General features: G+C 49.4%; 19 protein-coding genes and 1 other RNA gene. 8 read left to right on the forward strand and 12 right to left on the reverse strand.

The genetic code is table 11. From position 1 onward, the window contains the following. Positions 1–7: 7 nt before the first annotated feature. Positions 8–580 carry a UPF0149 family protein gene (locus tag LAT77_RS08355; RefSeq protein ID WP_290564102.1) on the reverse strand — a complete coding sequence of 191 codons (573 nt, stop codon included), beginning with the start codon at positions 578–580 and terminating at the stop codon, positions 8–10. Positions 581–815: 235 nt separating this feature from the next. Between LAT77_RS08355 and LAT77_RS08360 the strand changes: the two genes are divergently transcribed. The 3 genes from LAT77_RS08360 to LAT77_RS08370 all read left to right on the forward strand — a co-directional run bounded on the left by LAT77_RS08360 (position 816) and on the right by LAT77_RS08370 (position 1,579). Beyond that, a complete protein-coding gene (locus tag LAT77_RS08360) occupies positions 816–1,178 on the forward strand; it encodes a cell division protein ZapA (RefSeq protein ID WP_290564103.1) in 363 nt (120 codons plus the stop codon). Positions 1,179–1,191: 13 nt separating this feature from the next. Further along, positions 1,192–1,375, forward strand: a non-coding RNA gene (ssrS, locus tag LAT77_RS08365) — 6S RNA. Positions 1,376–1,453: 78 nt separating this feature from the next. Next, on the forward strand, positions 1,454–1,579 hold the full coding sequence (locus LAT77_RS08370; protein WP_290564104.1) for a hypothetical protein: 126 nt from the start codon (positions 1,454–1,456) through the stop codon (positions 1,577–1,579). A gap of 5 nt (positions 1,580–1,584) precedes the next feature. On the opposite strand, the gene LAT77_RS08375 is transcribed toward LAT77_RS08370, so the two are convergent. Then, a complete protein-coding gene (locus LAT77_RS08375; RefSeq protein WP_290564105.1) occupies positions 1,585–2,049 on the reverse strand; it encodes a hypothetical protein in 465 nt (154 codons plus the stop codon). Between the two features lie 15 nt (positions 2,050–2,064). Then, a complete protein-coding gene (locus LAT77_RS08380) occupies positions 2,065–3,591 on the reverse strand; it encodes an amidohydrolase family protein (protein ID WP_290564173.1) in 1,527 nt (508 codons plus the stop codon). Between the two features lie 218 nt (positions 3,592–3,809). Between LAT77_RS08380 and LAT77_RS08385 the strand changes: the two genes are divergently transcribed. The 3 genes from LAT77_RS08385 (at position 3,810) to serA (ending at position 6,421) form a co-directional block, all read left to right on the forward strand. After that, entirely contained in the window at positions 3,810–4,403 is a 594-nt protein-coding gene (locus LAT77_RS08385; RefSeq protein WP_290564106.1) for a 5-formyltetrahydrofolate cyclo-ligase, read from the forward strand. Positions 4,404–4,508: 105 nt separating this feature from the next. Continuing rightward, complete coding sequence (rpiA, locus tag LAT77_RS08390; protein WP_290564174.1) at positions 4,509–5,168, forward strand: ribose-5-phosphate isomerase RpiA; 660 nt, start codon at positions 4,509–4,511, stop codon at positions 5,166–5,168. Positions 5,169–5,188: 20 nt separating this feature from the next. Then, positions 5,189–6,421 carry a phosphoglycerate dehydrogenase gene (serA, locus tag LAT77_RS08395; RefSeq protein ID WP_290564107.1) on the forward strand — a complete coding sequence of 411 codons (1,233 nt, stop codon included), beginning with the start codon at positions 5,189–5,191 and terminating at the stop codon, positions 6,419–6,421. A 13-nt stretch (positions 6,422–6,434) separates the two neighbouring features. On the opposite strand, the gene phoU is transcribed toward serA, so the two are convergent. From phoU to LAT77_RS08440, 9 genes are all read right to left on the reverse strand, one after another. Next, on the reverse strand, positions 6,435–7,151 hold the full coding sequence (gene phoU, locus LAT77_RS08400; protein WP_290564108.1) for a phosphate signaling complex protein PhoU: 717 nt from the start codon (positions 7,149–7,151) through the stop codon (positions 6,435–6,437). A gap of 24 nt (positions 7,152–7,175) precedes the next feature. After that, complete coding sequence (pstB, locus tag LAT77_RS08405; RefSeq protein WP_290564109.1) at positions 7,176–8,003, reverse strand: phosphate ABC transporter ATP-binding protein PstB; 828 nt, start codon at positions 8,001–8,003, stop codon at positions 7,176–7,178. A 51-nt stretch (positions 8,004–8,054) separates the two neighbouring features. Next, complete coding sequence (gene pstA / locus LAT77_RS08410; protein ID WP_290564110.1) at positions 8,055–9,725, reverse strand: phosphate ABC transporter permease PstA; 1,671 nt, start codon at positions 9,723–9,725, stop codon at positions 8,055–8,057. Positions 9,726–9,743: 18 nt separating this feature from the next. Next, positions 9,744–12,035: an ABC transporter permease subunit gene (locus tag LAT77_RS08415; protein ID WP_290564111.1), complete on the reverse strand. Its 2,292-nt coding sequence runs from the start codon at positions 12,033–12,035 to the stop codon at positions 9,744–9,746. A 164-nt stretch (positions 12,036–12,199) separates the two neighbouring features. Further along, complete coding sequence (locus LAT77_RS08420) at positions 12,200–13,168, reverse strand: phosphate ABC transporter substrate-binding protein PstS family protein (RefSeq protein ID WP_290564112.1); 969 nt, start codon at positions 13,166–13,168, stop codon at positions 12,200–12,202. A gap of 98 nt (positions 13,169–13,266) precedes the next feature. Then, positions 13,267–14,298 carry a porin gene (locus LAT77_RS08425; RefSeq protein ID WP_290564113.1) on the reverse strand — a complete coding sequence of 344 codons (1,032 nt, stop codon included), beginning with the start codon at positions 14,296–14,298 and terminating at the stop codon, positions 13,267–13,269. Between the two features lie 115 nt (positions 14,299–14,413). After that, positions 14,414–15,718: a phosphate regulon sensor histidine kinase PhoR gene (phoR, locus tag LAT77_RS08430; RefSeq protein ID WP_290564114.1), complete on the reverse strand. Its 1,305-nt coding sequence runs from the start codon at positions 15,716–15,718 to the stop codon at positions 14,414–14,416. Then, positions 15,719–16,405, reverse strand: coding sequence for a phosphate regulon transcriptional regulator PhoB (phoB, locus tag LAT77_RS08435; RefSeq protein WP_290564115.1), 687 nt, complete (start codon positions 16,403–16,405; stop codon positions 15,719–15,721). It lies immediately after the preceding gene. A 76-nt stretch (positions 16,406–16,481) separates the two neighbouring features. Then, on the reverse strand, positions 16,482–17,507 hold the full coding sequence (locus LAT77_RS08440) for a porin (RefSeq protein ID WP_290564116.1): 1,026 nt from the start codon (positions 17,505–17,507) through the stop codon (positions 16,482–16,484). A 196-nt stretch (positions 17,508–17,703) separates the two neighbouring features. Here LAT77_RS08440 and LAT77_RS08445 point away from each other — a divergent pair, with 196 nt between their 5' ends. Next, positions 17,704–18,729, forward strand: a complete 1,026-nt coding sequence (locus LAT77_RS08445; RefSeq protein WP_290564117.1) for a hypothetical protein — start codon at positions 17,704–17,706, stop codon at positions 18,727–18,729. Between the two features lie 50 nt (positions 18,730–18,779). Then, positions 18,780–19,691 carry a recombination-associated protein RdgC gene (locus LAT77_RS08450; protein WP_290564118.1) on the forward strand — a complete coding sequence of 304 codons (912 nt, stop codon included), beginning with the start codon at positions 18,780–18,782 and terminating at the stop codon, positions 19,689–19,691. The last annotated feature ends 6 nt before the right edge of the window (positions 19,692–19,697 follow it).

Genomic DNA, 19,697 nt, shown 5'->3' on the forward strand with positions numbered 1-19,697 from the left:
TTCAGCTTTAATGCAAGGTGGAATTTTCCGGGACTTTAGCCAACGGGAATTCACTTAATTCGTTAAAGCACATAATCGCGGTGATTCGCACATACTCACTCACTTCGTAATACGCGCGCTCGTCCTCTTCGTTGCTGACGACGTCAGTCGATAGGCGCGAAATTTCCGCCATATCTTGAATCGCTTCTTGCAAATCAGCAGACGCCTTCGCCAGATTTTGTTGATGAATTCCAAACCCGACTAAAAAGCATTGTGCCCATTCGGTTAAAGCGGCCAGGCGCTCTGTTAATGGCTCATCGTCACTCGGTAACACCATTTGAAAGCTTAAATCCGGGCAGCGCAGTCCTTCCAACGTATAGTCATGGAGCGCTTCGAGGTCATTTATCAGCGCATCACTGAATTTTTGCCCTTCATGAATTAAATCTGCCATCACGACCAACCACTCACGTTGCTCGGTCGGCTTGCAGCTAGCCACTAGTCCGGTCAACATGCCATGAACTTCCGCGGCACTCACAATCAGCTCATTGTCGTGCAACTGCCGATTTAATTGCTCAAATAACTTACTCGGTGTTTTTGTCATAGCTCGCTCATCACTCGTATGTTCAGCCTTTATGCTACCATTGCCTGTACCTAGCAGCCAGATTTGCACGTGAATTATCAGAATTTCAATTCTAATGGTTGTATTGTAGGCAAAAGCATACAAATCCGACACGTAAACACGTTAAGGTGATTGCAAGTTTTCGGGTGCCTCGGTATCCTGCAAGCAATCGAACTGTAATCGGTTTTTGTTCATTAGGGCAATCGAGGGAAGGTCCATGAGTGGTAATGTAGTTGATATTAAAGTGCTCGAGCGGAGCTATCGGGTCATGTGTCCAGCCGGACAAGAGGGTGCGCTGCGCGATGCGGCAGAACAACTCGATCAACGCATGAAGGAAACTCGCGAAACCACCAAGCTAACGAACATGGAACAAATTGCAATTATGGCTGCGCTCAATTTATGCCATGAGTGGATTCAAGAACGCGCCACTGAAGCGCGCAAAATCACTGCGTTGGAAGACAAGGTGAGTTTGTTGCAAGCCACCATCGAAAAAGCGATAGGCACACCAAATAGTTCATCTAAATCAGCGCTGACTGACGCGAATTCGACCAATCCACCCTCCAGTTCTTCACAAGAATAAGTTATACTATCAGCGTTCTCTGGGGTGTTTGCCAGCACGTGAATGTCCCTGAGCCGATATCGTCAGTACAGGGTCCTGCTCGTGTACCAGTGTGCAAGCCCGCCGAGCAGCGGGAAGCCTGCGGTATATGTTTCAGCACCCGCCTTGAGCCAAAGGGTTCAAGGGCTAACACGACGCAGCGGCACTCTGGAGAACACCCATTTACCCTTGAGTAGATTCACCTGTGCGAACGCTTAGCGAACGCTTCGCGATAGCACTCCCTCGGGAACAAGAACATGCGTAAACTTGAAGTGGTTGCTGGAATTCTGATTATATTAATTGCAATTTTGGTGATGAACACCTGTAGCAGCGAGCCTGCCACGACGGCTGCCCCAAGTGTTAATGAACTGAGTGACGTTTAAAGTCGCTACCGTTGCTGACGAAACTCAAAAACGACCCCCTTCCACGCCATCAACAATCGCTCATCATCGACACGGATCAGTTCGCCACCCGGTGTGAACCAAGGCTCGCCAGCACAATCAATATATAAAAGTTGGACCGGTGTTTCTGCACGTAATGCGAACACATCGACTTGAATTCCTAGGCGATCCGCGACCATACTTAACTGCTGCCAATCCGATGTAATCCGCGGATCGTTGCATTCCCAGCGGGCGAATTGAATGCGGCGATCGTCAAAATAGGCACGGTAACCCATCCAGCTAATCGCTTCTTCATCGGTCAGTTCCGCGGCAACACTGGTGTGAAAACCGGTGATCCGCCATTCACCTTTAAGTTCAGGAGAATACATGGGTTTACAAGCCGCTAAGCCGACGATCGCCAGCAAACCTAATACGGCTTTTGCAACGTTTAAATTTATTCGTTTGCCTATCATTGTGGCCGCCTCTGCTTATTCGGCTTCTTCTTGTTTGGCTAATTCGACGATGGCTCTGACATTAGCCAACAGTTGCTGGGCGTCATAAACAATACCGTCGCGAACCGTGTAAAGAACACCCTGAGTGCGCATCGGTTCATTTTGGTCGTTTAATTGGTAATGACCGGTACCATACAACACCTTCCAGTTTCTCAGCGGGTTCTCTTTGACAATAAAGAGATCAGCTTTCTTACCGGCAATCACGCTGCCCACTTCTTCGTCCAGCCCGAGCGCTTCTGCGCCAGATAATGTCGCAGCACGAATGACTTCTAATGGATTGAACCCAGCTTCGCGCAAAAGTTCCAATTCTTGGATATAGCCAAACCCATAGATTTTATAGATATAGCCAGAATCGGAGCCTGTGGTCACCCGACCGCCGTGATTTTTAAAGTCATTGAGAAACGCCATCCACAGTCGATAGTTTTCACGCCAAGCAACTTCATGCTCGGTGGTCCAGTCAAACCAATACGAACCGTGTGCGTAGCGACTTGGGGTAAAAAAGCGGGTCAGCGTCGGTAAAGTATATTCCGCATGCCATTCGGCATTGCGCTGAGCGGCCGCGTCTCGGCTTGCCTCATAAATAGTAAGTGTCGGATTAATAGTAAAATCGAGTTCAATTAAGCGATCCCGCACCATGTTCCAACGCTCACTGCCGGGTTTCGCGGCTTGCGCCCACAAGTTACCCGCTTCACCGAAGCGATCCATTTCATTTTGATAATTATAATCCGGTGAATAATTTTGGATGATCTGGTCGGTGAAGAGTGCTTCTGGCAGTCCATACCAATGCTCCATGGTCGTCAGCCCCATGGCTGCCGAGTCCAGCACATTCGTGCGGACGACGTTTAATTGTGCATGGTGCATCATGGTGCCCATATCGAGCTCGTTCGCCTGTTCAATAGCGGCGCGAATCACTCTTGGAGGTGCACCGAAAAACTTCACACCTTGCGCACCGCGACTTTGTGCTTGACGCACCCAAGCACTAGCTTGCTCGGCAGTAATAATCGGCTCAGCACTACCCATACCAAAGCCAGCGTACGGAATGATTCGGGGAGCGGCAATCTCATTCGCTGCAGCACGCTCGGCTTGCTCAACGGTCCAATCTAAACCGCGGAAACTACCCGGCTCCCGGACCGTGGTAATACCGTGGGCCAACCAGAGTTGATAGACATACTCTGGTGGGATATTCGGTGCTGAACCGCCAATATGACCGTGCATATCGACGAATCCGGGCAATACATAATGGCCGCTGATGTCAATTTCACGGTCGCCCGGGCCGGCTTCGGGACGACGTTGTTCAAGAATGGGCACTCCCGGATAACCAACAACGGCAACACGCTCAATGCGATCACCGACAATGACAATGTCGACCGGACCAACGGGTGGTGCGCCCTCACCATTGACCAGAATACCGCCGCGCAGAATTAACCGTTCAAACGGCCCTTCACGAGCGTCCAGTCCACTTAAGTGCGCCGGTACGTCGGTGGCTAACACCGTCGTTGGCATTAGAAAATGTGCGCTGAAACAGGCCAAGACAAAAAGGGAGACATGGCGTGCTGATTTCGTCGCCAAGAGGGTCTTGGTAGCGGCGTTGGTTAGGGTGCGGAATACAGATCTCATGGTTGATTTCGCCTATGTTTTAGTGTGATTATCAGGCATAGTTTTTGATTCTGACCGATTCGTTGCGGTATAGCAACTCTGTGCCTGGCAACTAAGGAATATTCGTGACTGAGAACGAACGTCAACAATGGCGGCGACAACTGCGAACGCGGCGCCAGCAGCTCAGTGAGACCGAGCAACGCGAAGCCAGCGAAGCTGTGAGCCAACGCCTATTGACGTTCACCGAACAGCGACCACAAGTGCAAGAAGTCGCCGTTTTCTTAGCCAATGACAGTGAAATTAACCTGCAACCCTATATTGAAGCCCTTTGGCAGCGTAATATTAAAACCCTAGTGCCGGTTCTTCATCCATTTTGTGCTGGCCATCTACTCTTTATGCGTTATGCCGACGACACGGTCATGCGACCTAATCGTTTTTCTATTCCAGAGCCTGAGCTCGCCTGTCCGAATGTTGTCCCTTTAGCAAAAATCGACTTGCTCTTGGCGCCTCTCGTTGGTTTTGACGGTCATGGCAACCGCCTTGGCATGGGTGGCGGCTTTTACGACCGCACGTTAAATAGCTGGTTTGCAGGTCGTTATCCCAACCTGCAGGTCGCTGGCGTGGCGCATGATTGCCAATACGTCGAGCAGCTGCCCGCTGCTGCTTGGGATATTCCCCTCCCCCGCGTGTTTACACCGACCCGCGAATGGCAATTCTAACCGACGATTCAACGCTGACAGCGGTACAGAAAATCAGTATACTATTTGCCCATCCTGAACCACCTCCCAACACGACCCAAATCAGTGGCCATAAACATGACTAAAATTGATCAAAATCGCGCCAAACAACTCGCTGCCGAAGCGGCTTTAGAATTCGTCGAAGCCAATACCATTGTCGGTGTCGGTACCGGCTCAACTGTCAATTACTTTATTGATGCGCTCGCCCGCCGAAAACACGAAATTCTTGGTGCAGTCAGCAGCTCAGAAGCGTCGACCGAACGACTCAAGCAACACGGCATCCCAGTCTATGACTTAAACGGTGCAGGCGATGTGAAAGTGTATGTGGACGGCGCAGATGAAATTAATCAGCAGTTAGAAATGATCAAAGGTGGCGGAGGTGCGTTAACCCGCGAAAAAATCGTTGCCGCCGTTGCGGAAAAGGTTATTTGTATCGCTGACACATCAAAGCTTGTTGACGTGCTGGGTCAGTTCCCACTACCCGTTGAGGTCATTCCGATGGCGCGTTCTTATGTCGCACGTGAAATTGTCAAGCTTGGCGGCGATCCACTTTATCGTGAAGGCGTCGTGACCGACAATGGCAACGTTATTCTTGACGTTTATAGTCTACATATCGAAAAACCGGTAGAACTTGAAGCCAAACTCAATCAAATTACAGGGGTCGTCACCAACGGATTGTTTGCAGCGCGCCCGGCTGACATTGCTTTGCTCAGTGATGGCACTTCTGTTTTTACCCATACACGCTAAGTTTTGTTAAGGAACCATTCATGCAGCCGTCATTTTCACTGGCCAAAGACAAAATAAAAATCCTCTTACTTGAAGGCGTGCATCCGAGTGCGGTGCAGTGTTTTCAAGAACATGGCTACCATGAAATTGAACAATACTCGACGGCCATGAATGAAGATGAGCTCGCGGCGAAGATTGGCGACTATCATTTTCTTGGTATTCGTTCACGTAGTCAGCTGACACGGAAAGTACTCGAAAAAGCAGAACGCCTAAATGCCATTGGTTGTTTCTGTATTGGAACCAACCAAGTTGACACGCAAGCCGCGCGTGAATTCGGTATTCCGGTATTTAACGCTCCGTTTTCTAATACCCGCAGCGTCGCCGAATTGGTCTTGGCCGAAATCATTATGTTGTTGCGCAAGATTCCGGAAAAAAACGCCGCCTGTCACCGCGGTGGTTGGTTAAAATCGGCCTCAGGCTCACATGAAGCGCGCGGTAAAACCTTAGGGATTATCGGTTACGGCCATATCGGCTCGCAACTTGGTGTTCTTGCCGAACAGCTTGGTATGCGCGTGGTTTTTTACGACATCGAGAACAAACTGTCGATGGGCAATGCCTTACCGATGCCCTCATTGCCAGCGTTACTGCAAACGGCCAATGTCGTGTCACTACATGTCCCAGAAACCGAGCAGACCCGCAATTTAATTACCGCCAGTGAGCTGGCTTTAATGCAACCAGGTGCGCTGTTGATCAACGCTTCACGTGGCACCGTAGTCGACATCGACGCGCTGGCTCAAGCGTTGCGTGATGGTCACCTCAATGGCGCCGCGATTGATGTTTTTCCAGTCGAGCCGAAAGGCAATAGCGACGAATTCGTGTCGCCTTTACGTGGTCTCGATAACGTCATTTTGACCCCGCATGTGGGCGGTAGCACGCAAGAAGCGCAGGAAAACATTGGCGTCGAAGTGACCCATAAACTGATCAAGTACTCGGACAACGGTTCGACCTTGTCCGCAGTCAATTTCCCCGAAGTGAGTTTACCTGTACATCAAGGTTGTAGCCGCCTCTTGCACATTCATCGCAATCAGCCAGGTATGATGAATCGAATTAACCAAGTGTTTGCCGATTTAGGGGTGAATATTTCGGGTCAGTTCCTGCAAACCGACAGCGAACTTGGCTATGTCGTTATGGACGTGAATAGCGACCAAGCCCCGGAAGTGCTTGAGCAACTCAAAGCCATTCCGGGAACTATTCGTTGTCGCGTTTTACACTAAGTATGACCGCAGGTTAAACCTGCGGTTTGCCACCACGGACCGTATCTTCCATCGACTCGTGTGATGAGTGACGAACATCCTTGCCTTGTACATTGTAAATTATGTACTCGGCAATGTTTTGACAGCGGTCACCAATCCGCTCCAGCGAGCGTGCTGACCACACCACATCCATAATCTTCGGAATACTGCGCGGATCTTCCATCATATAGGTCATCAGCTGACGCATCATCCCTTCGTATTGACGGTCGATATTGCTATCAAGCTTATGCACTTCCAACGCTGACTCGACGTCCATACGCGCAAACGAATCCAGTGCTTGACGAAGCATGTTGACCACCAGCTGACCAAGATTTTCCAGTCCGATTAACAGATGTTTTTGATCGCTAGTAAAGTTCTCTTTCGCCACTCGCGCTAGTCTTTTGACTTCATCACCAATACGTTCGAGATCGGCGATCGTTTTTAACGTCGCAACAATCAATCGCAGGTCGCTGGCTGTTGGCTGGCGTTTAGCGATAATCCGCGTGCACGCACCATCAATGTCCATCTCCAACGCGTTAATTTTTTTGTCGTTCGATAACACCGTATCAGCCAAACTTGCGTCATTGGTTTCAATGGCCGTTAGCGCGTCGGTTAATTGCTTTTCAACCAAGCCACCCATTGACAACACAGCGTTGCGAACACTCTCCAGTTCACTATTGAACTGCTCAGAAATGTGTTTACCTTTTTGCATTCTTAATCACCTCAACCCATTGGCTTAGCCGTAACGACCCGTAATATAGTCTTCTGTTTGCTTTTTCGCCGGCGTGGTAAATAACGTGTTGGTGTCGGCGTATTCAATCAATTCACCCATGTACAAAAACGCAGTCTGATCGGAGACACGTGCGGCTTGCTGCATGTTGTGAGTGACGATAACAATGGTGTATTGCTCTTTTAACTCATTAATCAATTCTTCGATTTTCAGCGTCGAGATTGGGTCAAGCGCTGACGCCGGTTCGTCGAGCAACAATACTTCTGGCTCAATCGCGATCGCACGAGCGATAACCAAACGCTGTTGCTGCCCACCCGACAACCCAAAGGCATTGTCGTGCAAACGGTCTTTGACCTCGTCCCATAATGCCGCGCCACGTAAGGACTGCTCAACCACTTCGTCGAGCGTGCGACGGTCGTTTACACCTTGCAAGCGCAAGCCATAAGCAACATTTTCATAGATTGACTTTGGAAATGGGTTTGGCTTTTGGAATACCATTCCCACTTGCCGACGCAACTCGGCGACATCGACATTCGGCTGATAGATGTTCTCGCCGTCAAGTAGAATTTCGCCAGTAATCGTGCAGCTTTCAACCAAGTCATTCATGCGATTGAAGCAACGCAGCAGGGTTGACTTACCGCAACCCGAGGGACCGATAAACGCGGTCACTTTCTTCTCAGGAATGACCAAGTTAATACCTCTGAGTGCTTCGTCTTTCCCATAGGATAAGCGCAGATCTTTCACTTCCAACTTACGCGGCAACGCATCGATATTCACTTCTGACGGTGCAGCTAAATGGGTTTTAATTGTCGGCTTTTCAGTTTGCTGTTCCATAAGACTCACTTCGCTTTTAAATTAAATTCGTGGCTATCATCAAATCATTCGTTAGTCTGAATCGCTGCGATATTTTTCACGCAGGCGGTTCCGAATGCTGATTGCAGTTAAGTTCAGAATGACGATCAATATCACTAGTACCAAGGCCGTGGCATAAACCAGCGGACGCGAGGCTTCAACGTTCGGGCTTTGGAAACCAACATCAAAAATGTGGAAGCCGAGGTGCATGATCTTGCGCTCTAAATGGACGAACGGAAACTCACCATCAATTGGTAGGTTCGGCGCCAGTTTCACCACCCCGACCAGCATCAGCGGCGCCACCTCTCCTGCCGCCCGCGCAATCGCAAGAATCAAGCCCGTCATCATACCCGGTGTTGCTAAAGGCACGACAACCCGCCACAAGGTTTCTGACTTCGTCGCTCCAAGCGCCAGCGAGCCTTGGCGAACCGTACTTGGGATCCGCGCCAAACCTTCTTCGGTTGAGACAATAACAACCGGCAAGGTGAGCAGTGCTAAGGTTAATGATGCCCAGAATAAGCCCGGGGTACCGAACGTTGGCGACGGTAATGCCGCTTCGTAGAAAATACGGTCAATGTTGCCACCGAGGTAGTAGACAAAGAAACCTAAACCAAACACCCCGAAAACAATCGACGGCACACCCGCAAGGTTATACACACTAATCCGAATCATCCGAGTCAGTGGTCCTTGCTTGGCATATTCGCGCAAGTAAATCGCGGCTAAAATACCAAAGGGTGTCACCATAATCGACATAATAAAGACCATGGTGATGGTGCCAAATATGGCGGGGAAGATACCACCTTCCGTATTCGCTTCTCGCGGCTCAGTAGTTAAAAACTCCCAAATTTTGGCGAAGTAATGACCAAACTTGCTCAATAACGACATGTCGTTGGGCTGTGTAATCGCAATCACAGTCGATAAATTGAGCTGCACTTCGCGTCCGTCAGTCATGGCCATCACCAAGCTGTCACGGCGACGTTCGCGCTGAAGTTCATCCATTTGCATACGCAAAACATCGTATTCTGCGTCGAGCGCTTCCCGCTGTGCCCGTAACTCAGCTCGCTGACTAGCTAACTCTTCGTCCGGTAGTTGCTGCAATTCAAGACCCCGTTCAGTCAAGCGAATCCGTTCAATTGCAGTGTTGATCCGACCCACATCACGGCGCTCAATCACCCGTTGTGCGTTGGCACGCTCAATTGCACGCGCCAATGCGACTTCAAGTTGCGCTGCGAAAGCAGGGTCGTCCGCGGTAACGGTCACCAAGCCATCAGTCATTAAGGCAACTGGGAAACCATAAAAGTTACCCCACTCACGCCGCTCAATCACCATCACACCTTGCGGATAACGAACATCTTGCATGGTGCTGTCGAAATGCCAAACGAAATCCGTACCGAACTGGTCACGGTTGCCTTGTTTAAACAAATAGCGCGTGACTAAGTCTTGATCTTCACCGACTGGGTTGCCACCTTCTCTCGCCATTTGCGCGGTAATTGTTTCGCTGCGGACAATTTCACCCATAACTGAACTGGTTTCACCGGTTCTCGGATCAAATATTGTCACTTCCGCCACACTACCTGGCCAAAAGTGGCTTAAGCCACGCACAGCAATCAAACTTAACAAGCCGACCACCATGACGATACTAATTGTAACTGCGCCCCCAGTTAACCAGATCCAAGGAGTACCGCTTCTAAACCATTGTTTCATTGCTTCTTACCCCTTTAATTACAGGCTACTGTAGCGTTGACGTAAACGCTGACGTACAACTTCAGCAATCGTGTTGAGAATAAACGTAAAGGTCAGTAACACGAGTGCCGCCAAGAACAAGATTCTAAAGTGGCTACTGCCGACGGCTGTTTCTGGCAATTCCACGGCGATATTCGCTGACAAGGTCCGCATTCCTTCAAAGATATTAAAGTTAACGATTGGGCTGTTGCCGGTGGCCATTAACACAATCATGGTTTCACCCACGGCGCGACCGAAGCCAATCATAATTGCTGAGAAAATCCCCGGACTTGCGGTCGGTAAGACCACACCAAGCACGGTTTGCCAAGGGGTTGCACCCAGCGCTAACGACCCTTGAGTAAGGTGCTTCGGTACGTTAAACACCGCGTCTTCAGCAATCGAGTAAATCGTTGGAATGACGGCAAAGCCCATCGCGACACCCACGACCATCGCGTTACGCTGGTCATAGGTAATGCCGTTATCGGTGAACCACTGGCGCATGCTGCCGTCGAAGAACCACACTTCAATGTAAGGACTAATCGACACCATCGCCCAACCAAAACCAAGCACCACCGGAACCAAAAGTGCCGCTTCCCAACCTGCCGCGACACGACCGCGAATCACTGCAGGAACGTAACGCCAGAGAAAGGCCATCAGGAGCATGACAATTGGCATACCGATCAACAGTGAGAACACTGCTGGCAAGTTGTTTTCCATGAATGGCGCGAGCCATAAACCAGCAAGGAAACCAAGAATAACGGTCGGTAACGCTTCCATAATTTCGATGGTCGGTTTCACGGCACCACGTAATTTCGGCGTCATAAAGTAAGCGGTATAGATAGCGCCCATGATCGCCAATGGCATGGCAAACAACATGGCGAAGAACGCTGCTTTCAAGGTTCCGATTGATAACGGTACAAGGCTGAACTTCGACTCAAATTCGTCATTGCCCGACGACGACTGCCAAATATACTCTGGATCGCTGCGTCCTTCGTACCACACACGGTTCCACAATGCCGAGAAAGAAATCTGTGGATGGCGGTTCCAAAGCTCAGAAACATGCAAATTTTGGTCTTGATCAAGCACTACCAACCGACGGTTCACAGGCGATAGAGCAATACCTGCGATAGCACCATCGACCATTTGTTGTTGCAACAATGTCCGTGCCGAAGTGCCGTAATGAACGCCCACGGTACCGCTGGCGTCACCGACGATGAAGCCCTTACGAAGGTACTCTGGAGCAATATGGGTAATCGCTGCTGGGTGGGATTTGAAATCACGAATCCGTTGCAGAATACTGTTATTTTCTGCATCGCGGACTAAGAACCATTGGCTCAAGCGCCCTGAGTCGGTACCGACAATCAGTGACACTGTGCCGACTAAAAAGTCCACCGCCGTGATGTATTCGCCTGGTGCGGCGCGCACACTATGTTGCAGCACTGGCTCGCGTGGGTTACGAATGTCCACGTAATGCAGGTATCCGGCAACGTCGGCGACAAACACACTACGCATTTCCTTGTCGATGAGAATCGTCTGTGGTTGTGCCGGCAGTGCCGGTAATACGCCGCGCGCGACTTGGGTTTCCACTGCACCAGTAAAGAGGTTTTCGCGTGTCGTTAAGCGTGCAGTGACGTAGCGGCCATCATTCGTGTAGCCCACTAACATGGCTGACCGCGCGCCTCGCGTGCTTTCTTGCAAACCAAGCTGAATAATGGCTGCGCCTTCTGGGTCAAGTTGAATTGGCGTGTCACCGTAAGGACGGGTTAACGAAGGCGTGATATAGCGTTGATCATCGGGGAAAGTGACCTGGTAGTCTGCTCGAGCTAGCTTCACACTACCATCGGTATAACCGTAAGCGACGAGACCACCGATGTCCTCGCCGCGCGCAAATACGGTGATATCGGCGCCATCATTACCCACTAATTGGTCTTGCAGGCGCACTTCACCAGAGTCGAGGTTAAAGAAAGTGACCTGACCATCCGCACCATAATTTAACCCCATTTCTTGATAGCGTTCGATGCTCAGATGCAACGGTTGCGCGTCACCTGGAACTTGGAAGGTCACTTCGTGATCAATCGTTGCACCTTTGAAGACCGGCATGACTTCGTAGAAGAGGTAGATAAAAATGAGGGCCAGAGAAAACACTACACCGAAGCCGGCAGCAGTAATTCCCCAACGCGATAAGCCGTTCTTGAACATCCGCACGCGGCGACGTTTTGCCCGCAACTCTGGAGAGGGCAAACGCGACTGGCGGCGGCTGCTCAGGGCGTTAGACGTGGAATCTGTCATCATACGAGTATCTCATTTTGGCAGATAGAAGTTATCATGAGCGAAAGTATAAATTTGGAATATGACAGCAATGTGACAGTGACACGAAAATGTCATATTTGATGTCACTACCAAACGCAAAAAGAGGCACAAGGGTGCCTCTTTAATTAACCACACTCATGGTCGCGTTACTTTACATTCAGCTCGTTGCGAATGCGTGACGCTAATGACTCAGGTAATGGTACGTAACCGTCACGATCTACGACTTCTTGACCGACTTTCGAGTACAACATTTTTACGAATTCACGCGTCATTGGGTCGAAGTCACGGTTTGGATGCTTGTTCACATACACGTATAAGTAGCGTGCTAGCGGATAATCACCAGATGCTGCATTCTCAGCCGTTGGCTCGAAGCACTCACCGCCTTCAGTCGCTGACAACGCGATAGCGCGAACACCAGACGTGCGATAGCCGATACCTGAATAACCGATACCATTCAATGATTCCGTTACACCTTGAACTACAGATGAAGAACCAGGCTGCTCGTTGATGCTTGATTTAAAGTCACCGCCGAATAAAGCATTGTCTTTGAAGTAACCGTAGGTACCTGATACTGCGTTACGGCTGTATAAAGCGAAGTCACGGTTTGCCCACGAACCGGTCAAGCCAACTTGGCCCCAACGAGTAATATCATTCGGATAACCACCACGGCGAGTGGCTGAGAAGATGGCATCAACTTGTTGCAAAGACAAACACTCAATAGGGTTGTCGTTGTTGACGTACACTGCCAACATGTCGATAGCAACTGGCATTGCGTATGGAGCATAACCATGACGTGCTTCGAAAGTTTCGATTTCAGACTGACGCATCGCACGGCTCATCGGCGCGAAGTTTGCAGTACCTTCAGTGATTGCCGGTGGCGCAGTAGAAGAACCAGCGCCCTGAATTTGCACATTCACGTTCGGGTAGAACTTGTTAAACTCTTCTGCCCAAAGGGTCATTAAGTTGTTCAAGGTGTCAGAACCAATTGAGTTAAGGTTCCCTGACACGCCTGATGCGCGTTGATATTCTGGAAGACGTGGGTCAACATCAGCAGCTGCAGTTGCACTTAGTGTAAACGCGGCGGCAACGATGGTAGCGATCATAGTCTTTTTCATCATTCTCTCCTGGTCCTGTCGATTCAACAGGGTTATCAAGTTAAGTCGAGGTCATCCTAGCGCTTAAATATGACACAAAGATGACACTCAATTATTTTTTAGAAACTATACACAAGGCCGACTGATAAACCGGTTTGGGTTTCGCCAGCAAGCGCTGGAAGACGCGTATCACGGCCGCCGGCACTGACTTGGAAAGTCGCAGCAGCGTCGTTATCCGCCATCGCGTATACAATGTAAGCTGTCGTTGAACGCGCTAAGCGACGGTCTGCACCAATGACTAACATGTTGGCGCCAGTATCAGCGGTGTCGTTGTCACTTGCTGCATAAAACTGGGCACGGTAAGTCCATTCGCCAGAACGGTAGCTGGTGCCTAAACCATAAACAGTGCGGTCACCACCAACAATATCAGTTGCGCTCTGGAAGAACGCTGAAACGCGCCACTCAGGTTTGAAGTTGTAGTAAGCACCGACGCGCACCACTGACGGGTCAAGCACGGTTCCGTCTGCAGTGGTCACTGCACTTTCCAATGTTTCGTAGGCTACGACCGCGTACCAGTCACCTTGGCGATAAGTTAATGCGGTACTAATGGCGGTACGGTTATTGTCTGCAGTCGCGCCTTCAGCATTGTGCGGCGAGTACTGGACATCAAATGATACTGGACCTTTGCTTGGGCTGCGGTAATGAACGCCGTTACGGAAACGGTTATCGAAGCTCATGTTATCGCCACTGGTGAAGTTACGAGCATCACCTAAACGATCACCGAACATGTCTGTGTTGCTGCGCACAAGCTTGGTAGGGGTATCAAAGTAACCAACGCGCAATTGACCGAAACCACCGCGAATCCCTGCAAATGAATCGCGCGATGCAAGTGAACCACCGTTACCTTGATCGTAGCGAATATTGGTTTCAATTTGCATAAAGGCTTCTAAACCGTTGTCCAGTTCGTGCTTGGCACGGAAACCTAAACGGCTGGAGTTACTTGAAACGTTCATCCCAGTGTCATTGCCGTTATCTAAAGCATCGACAGACACATGTGCGCGGCCATAGATTTCAATATCCTGAGCCATGACAGGGGTTGCCAGTGAAGCTGATATCGCAGCAGCGAGTAATAATTTTTGTGGTGCTTTCATGGAATATCTCCAGCAATTAAAGACAAAAAGTTGTTGGCTTGCTGGACAGGTATGTTGCGTCACTTGCATGACAAAAGATTTTCATTTATGTGACAAGTTGATGACATTTTTGCGGTTAGTTGGCACTGACGAGCAATTCAGGGGCAATTCGGAAGAAAAAGCGGCTACCTTGACCCGGAGCGCTTTCTATTTGCAAGTAGGAGCGGTGGTGCTCTAGGGCGTGCTTCACAATCGACAAGCCCAAGCCGGTACCGCCACTGGCGCTGTTACGATCTTTCTCAACGCGATAAAAGCGTTCGGTTAATCGTGGCAAGTGCTCGGTTTCAATACCGGGACCATCGTCTTCGACCGAAAACTCCGCAAACTGCCCTACTCGGTACCAAGCAACTCGTAAATGGCCACTTTCTTTGCCGTATTTAATTGCGTTGGTAATCAAGTTACTGCATGCAGCGCGGAGTTTTTCTTCATTGCCCAGCACTGCATCCGTGGCAGACATATCGACATGCAGAGCTATATTTTTCGCCTGAATGATAGGCTGCAGCTCGGCGATTACTTCCTGAATAAGCGTTACCATGGCGACCTTTTTGGTAAAGGTGTCCTGCATTTGCCCTTCCATCCGCGACAAGGTGAGCAGTTGTTCGACCATTTTCTGCATCCGCTGATTTTGCAGGTTCATGTCATGAACTGCTTTTTTAACCATCGCAGGCGGAACGCCTTCAGAATCTTGGAGCAACTCAAGGTAGCCATTCATGACCGTTAATGGCGTCTTTAATTCATGTGAAACATTGGCTACAAAGTCTTTGCGTAACCGTTCTAGCTTACGAAGTTGGGTGATGTCTCGCGCAATGACAAGTAGCTGCGTATCGGTGTACGGCATAAAGCGCATCTCAATGTCGCGCTGCTCTCCAACGGGATCTAAAATCGTAATCGGCTCGTCAAAATCGGCAATTTCAAAATACTTTAAAAAGCGAGGGTAACGAATCAGGTTGGTAATTCGAATACCCCGATCTGCAGGCCAGCGCAAACCGAAGTAGATTTGCGCCAATTTATTGCTCCAAACCAATGTACCGTCACTTTCAATCACGAATGCTGCATCTGGAATCGCTTCCGCAGCTTGGCGAAAGCGTTGCAACAGTATTGATAATTGACGGCGTTTGATCTGTGCCCGACGCAAGGTTCGATAAATACCGTCATAGATGTCACTCCATGCCCCAGGCGCTTGCGGTGGTAGCATGGTTCGACTTTGCCAGAGCCAATGATTAAGACGATGAAAATAGAAGAGATGCCAAATCACAGCACTCGCAAACGCGACCGCTAACGCTGGCCACAGTAAATCAAGCAACCAACCGATTAGCGCAAATGGTAACACCCACGCTATGAGTCGTTTCAGAAGCCGCGTTAGCGTATAGTGTCGTTCCATTTAACGCGCCGAAAACCGGTAACCAACACCGCGAACGGTTTGCACTAAACGGTCGTGACCATGAGCCTCAATTGCTTTTCGCAAGCGGCGAATATGCACGTCGACGGTGCGGTCTTCGACATAAACATTCGTACCCCATACGTGGTCAAGCAACTGCTCGCGGCTATAAACGCGATCTGGATGGGTCATGAAAAAATGCAATAAGCGGAACTCAGTCGGCCCCATGTCTAGGCTTTCTTGATTGGCCGAGACACGATGGGAAACCGGATCAAGCACTAAACCTTCGATATCAATAGGCTCATCGAGATTCGTTGGCGACACCCGACGAAACACAGCCCGCATGCGCGCGACGAGTTCTTTCGGAGAAAACGGTTTGGTTAAGTAATCATCCGCGCCCACTTCTAAACCTTTAATCTTGTCTTCTTCTTCGCCACGCGCCGTTAACATGATGATAGGAATATGACGAGTGTGTTCTTTTGACTTTAATGCACGTGCAAGTTGAATACCACTACCACCGGGAATCATCCAATCCAGTAATACCATGTCTGGATAGGGCTCAACGATTTTTTCCTGAGCCTGTTGATAATCTCCCGCTTGGATAGGTTGGTAGCCATGTTGTTCCATGACAAAGGCGAGCATCTCGCGAATTGGCGCCTCATCTTCCACAATCAAAATTTTGCTTGGCATGTTATTCACCCAATCATCATAAAGTTAGGTCATTATGCGACGTGAGTGTGACAGTTTTATGACGTCACGCAACAAGCTAGAAATTCCAACGCAAACCGAGCGCGAGCGCAAACGGATCTTGACCGGGCTCGATGGTCATGGTTTTACCATGTCCGCCTGCGGAAACATTCGCTGTCGCTTGCTCAGCATTGTCCGTGTGCGAAAACGTCAGATAGACATTCACTTTCGAGTTGAGCTTACGGTCAATCCCCACTGTAATCATGGTCGAGTCTAATTCACTGACTAGGTCAGCCGTACGATAAAACACTTGGCCTTTCAAGGTATACTCGGAGGTTAACCCGTAGCTCGAAGTAAAACCATAAACCTCTTGCTTACCGGTCGCCATGCCGTCTGCGTGCTGATAAAACAAGGCGTGATTCCAACGCTCGAACTTACGCATCAAGGCCAAGCGAAACGCTTCAAGATTGGCTTGGTCTGGACGACTCTGCGACTCATAACCGGCGATGGCAGTCCACTCGTTGCGTTGATAGGTAATCGAAGTGCTGTACGCATCGTGCTCATTGTCAGTGGTCGCGCCAGAGAGTTCATGGGTACCGTAGTGAACCATGACCGTGACGTTGTTCCAGGTCGGCGTTGTGTAATGTAAACCGCTTTTAAAACGTTTGTCGAAATGCATTTCACCACTACGTATGATATTTCGCGCTTCACCAACTTGGTCACGAAACTGTTCAACGGCATTAATAATCCGCTTCACCGGCGTGTCGTAATAACCAGCTCGGAGTGTGCCCCAATCGCCGCGAACACCGACAAATGTGTTGCGTGCCGTGATCGTGCTGTTCCCCTCAGATACATCGATGCCGCGTTCAATTTGGCCGATTAACTGCAGTTGTTCGTCAATTTTATAATCCAGTGTCAATCCCAATCGACTGCTATTATTGGAGACGTTCAATCCACCTTCCTGACCATCATGGAGGTAGTCAGTGGAGACATGGAGACGCCCATAAAAGCCGATTTCAGGGTCGTTAGCGATTGCAGCGTGACTCGCGAGCAGCAGACATAGGGGGAAGGTTGTATAAAGCGTTTGACGTGTATATCCAGACATGGGACTCGTCCAATTCAGAGAAAGTAAGTCGTTGTGAATGAATTATAATCCACTGTCTTCTATTTGAAATAAATATTTCATAATAAAACTTTTTTTACGCTGTCCATGCGTGGCTGCAAAGTATGTGCATTGGCCGCAGATTTCCAATAAACTGACGTTTGAGAATATCTCGCTTTCGCCTTTGGAGTGCCGATTCTTGTCAAACGCAATTGACCCAGCACAATTTCAGCCGCAAAACAGCATCAGTCGGGTGTTATTGACCAGTGTACTGGCGGTCTATTTTTTGTTGACGCTGATGATAACCGCGGTGCAAGTCGGTCTTGAATACAACAATACACGCAACAACCTTTTAAACGACATTCGCCATCAACACCATACGTTTGCCGCCAGTTTCGCGCGTGCGATGTGGGAGTTTAACACCCCGCAGGCCGAGTCTTTAGCCATGGGCATGATTAACATTCCATCCATTAGCGGCATTATCTTGCGCGATGACCAAGGTAACGTCGTCTACAGCTCAGGTCGCGTGGTCTCTGAAGAACGGTTGAAACAGATGTCGGAAGGGGGCGTAATCGACCATCAGGGCGTGTTTGGTTACTTTAGCCCCTTAGTTTGGGAGTTTGCCGGCGGCTCGCAAATGGTTGGCGATGTCACCTTGTTCTCTAGTCGTGAAATCACCATCGAACGACTCAAACCCAGTCTCATGGTGTTGATCTTTGCTGCTGTCATTAAGAGCTCATTACTCATTATTCTGTTCACCTTAGCCTTTCACCTCTTTTTAAAACGACCATTCGCGCAACTGATTGAACAAATTCGACAATTTAATCCAGACGACCCAGAAGGCTCGCAAGTCCATTTGCCGCAAGGGCAAGCGAATGAATTTACATTGCTGGAAATCACATACAATCGCCTCTTACAACGCCTGCGCTTGCATCAAGAGGAGCGTGAAGTCACCCAACGTGAGGTTTCTGATTTGAACCGTCGACTCGACGAACAAAACAGTCAGCTTGAACGTGAAATTACCGAGAAAACACTCGGCATCAGTCAACTGATGCTCGACCTCGAGCAGCGTCGAGCAGCGCTGCAAAGCAGGCAAGACGCATTAGAAGAGGAAATTCGCCAATGCCGTTTGGAGGCGTCAAAACTGAAACAACGCAACTTTGAATTAGAACAGGCGTTGCAATTCAGCCAAAACAATACGAAAAGAACTCGAAACCAAGACTAAATATTCGGTATGATGTCGGATTAATTTAGAATCATCGAGAGTTGCAGTGCATGTGGTTTAAGAATTTACGCGTTTATCAATTTACCCAACCATTCACGTGGGCAGACGATGCTGAAAAACAACTAGAAGAACGTCGTTTTTCACCTTGTGCTCGTCATGAGCCAATGAGCTTTGGCTGGGTGTCGCCGTTGAATGACGAGGACGCTCCGTTAACACTTCAAGTTGGGCAACATCTTTTGCTCTGCGCTCGGAAAGAAGAAAAAGTGATGCCAGCGAGCGCGGTGCAGATTGAGTTAGACGCAGTTCGTGAAGCTTACCAGCAAGAACATGCCCGTCCGATGCCGCGTAAAGAACTGCAAGCGACCAAAGAAGACGTCGTTCAGCGCCTATTACCGCAGGCTTTGAGTCGGCATTCAGTGATTTGGTTAATGATTGATCTAGAGACACAACGTGTGCTGGTCGATGCGTCGAGTGCGAGTCGTGCTGAAGAAGTCACTGCATTGCTGCGCAGTTGTTTAGGCTCGTTACCGATTCGGCCGTGGGGTCCAGAAAACTCTGGTGAGTTTTTCTTTACCGACTGGCTAAAGTCGAAGAAGTCACCAGCGCCATTCGAACTTGGTACCGATGCTGAGTTACGTGGTCAAGGCGAAGAAGAAAGCGTCGTCAAGCTTAAAGATCATGACTTGACCAGCGATGAAATCAGCTTGCATTTAGAACACAATAAGTTGTGTTTGCAATTAGGCTTAAATTGGGGCGAACGTATTAGTTTCATGCTCACTCACGACTATGCCATTAAACGCATTCACTTCCTCGACGTGATCAAAGACGCCCGTGATGCAGACGAAACTGAAACGCGTGCTGAGCAGTTAGACGCCGACTTCGCCATCATGAGTCAAGAGTTTCAACAGCTGCTCAACCAGCTTAATGCTATACTAACCGACGCATCGGCTACAGGAGAGTAAGACCAA

Source organism: Aliidiomarina sp., assembly GCF_022565475.1.
GTDB lineage: Bacteria > Pseudomonadota > Gammaproteobacteria > Enterobacterales > Alteromonadaceae > Aliidiomarina.

Excerpts from the sequence above, each read along its gene's own strand:
- LAT77_RS08355 (WP_290564102.1), bottom strand. The coding sequence starts at position 580 with ATGACAAAAACACCGAGTAAGTTATTTGAGCAATTAAATCGGCAGTTG.
- LAT77_RS08360 (WP_290564103.1), top strand. The coding sequence starts at position 816 with ATGAGTGGTAATGTAGTTGATATTAAAGTGCTCGAGCGGAGCTATCGG.
- LAT77_RS08370 (WP_290564104.1), top strand. The coding sequence starts at position 1,454 with ATGCGTAAACTTGAAGTGGTTGCTGGAATTCTGATTATATTAATTGCA.
- LAT77_RS08375 (WP_290564105.1), bottom strand. The coding sequence starts at position 2,049 with ATGATAGGCAAACGAATAAATTTAAACGTTGCAAAAGCCGTATTAGGT.
- LAT77_RS08380 (WP_290564173.1), bottom strand. The coding sequence starts at position 3,591 with ATGCCAACGACGGTGTTAGCCACCGACGTACCGGCGCACTTAAGTGGA.
- serA (WP_290564107.1), top strand. The coding sequence starts at position 5,189 with ATGCAGCCGTCATTTTCACTGGCCAAAGACAAAATAAAAATCCTCTTA.
- phoU (WP_290564108.1), bottom strand. The coding sequence starts at position 7,151 with ATGCAAAAAGGTAAACACATTTCTGAGCAGTTCAATAGTGAACTGGAG.
- pstB (WP_290564109.1), bottom strand. The coding sequence starts at position 8,003 with ATGGAACAGCAAACTGAAAAGCCGACAATTAAAACCCATTTAGCTGCA.
- pstA (WP_290564110.1), bottom strand. The coding sequence starts at position 9,725 with ATGAAACAATGGTTTAGAAGCGGTACTCCTTGGATCTGGTTAACTGGG.
- LAT77_RS08415 (WP_290564111.1), bottom strand. The coding sequence starts at position 12,035 with ATGATGACAGATTCCACGTCTAACGCCCTGAGCAGCCGCCGCCAGTCG.
- LAT77_RS08420 (WP_290564112.1), bottom strand. The coding sequence starts at position 13,168 with ATGAAAAAGACTATGATCGCTACCATCGTTGCCGCCGCGTTTACACTA.
- LAT77_RS08425 (WP_290564113.1), bottom strand. The coding sequence starts at position 14,298 with ATGAAAGCACCACAAAAATTATTACTCGCTGCTGCGATATCAGCTTCA.
- phoR (WP_290564114.1), bottom strand. The coding sequence starts at position 15,718 with ATGGAACGACACTATACGCTAACGCGGCTTCTGAAACGACTCATAGCG.
- phoB (WP_290564115.1), bottom strand. The coding sequence starts at position 16,405 with ATGCCAAGCAAAATTTTGATTGTGGAAGATGAGGCGCCAATTCGCGAG.
- LAT77_RS08440 (WP_290564116.1), bottom strand. The coding sequence starts at position 17,507 with ATGTCTGGATATACACGTCAAACGCTTTATACAACCTTCCCCCTATGT.
- LAT77_RS08450 (WP_290564118.1), top strand. The coding sequence starts at position 18,780 with ATGTGGTTTAAGAATTTACGCGTTTATCAATTTACCCAACCATTCACG.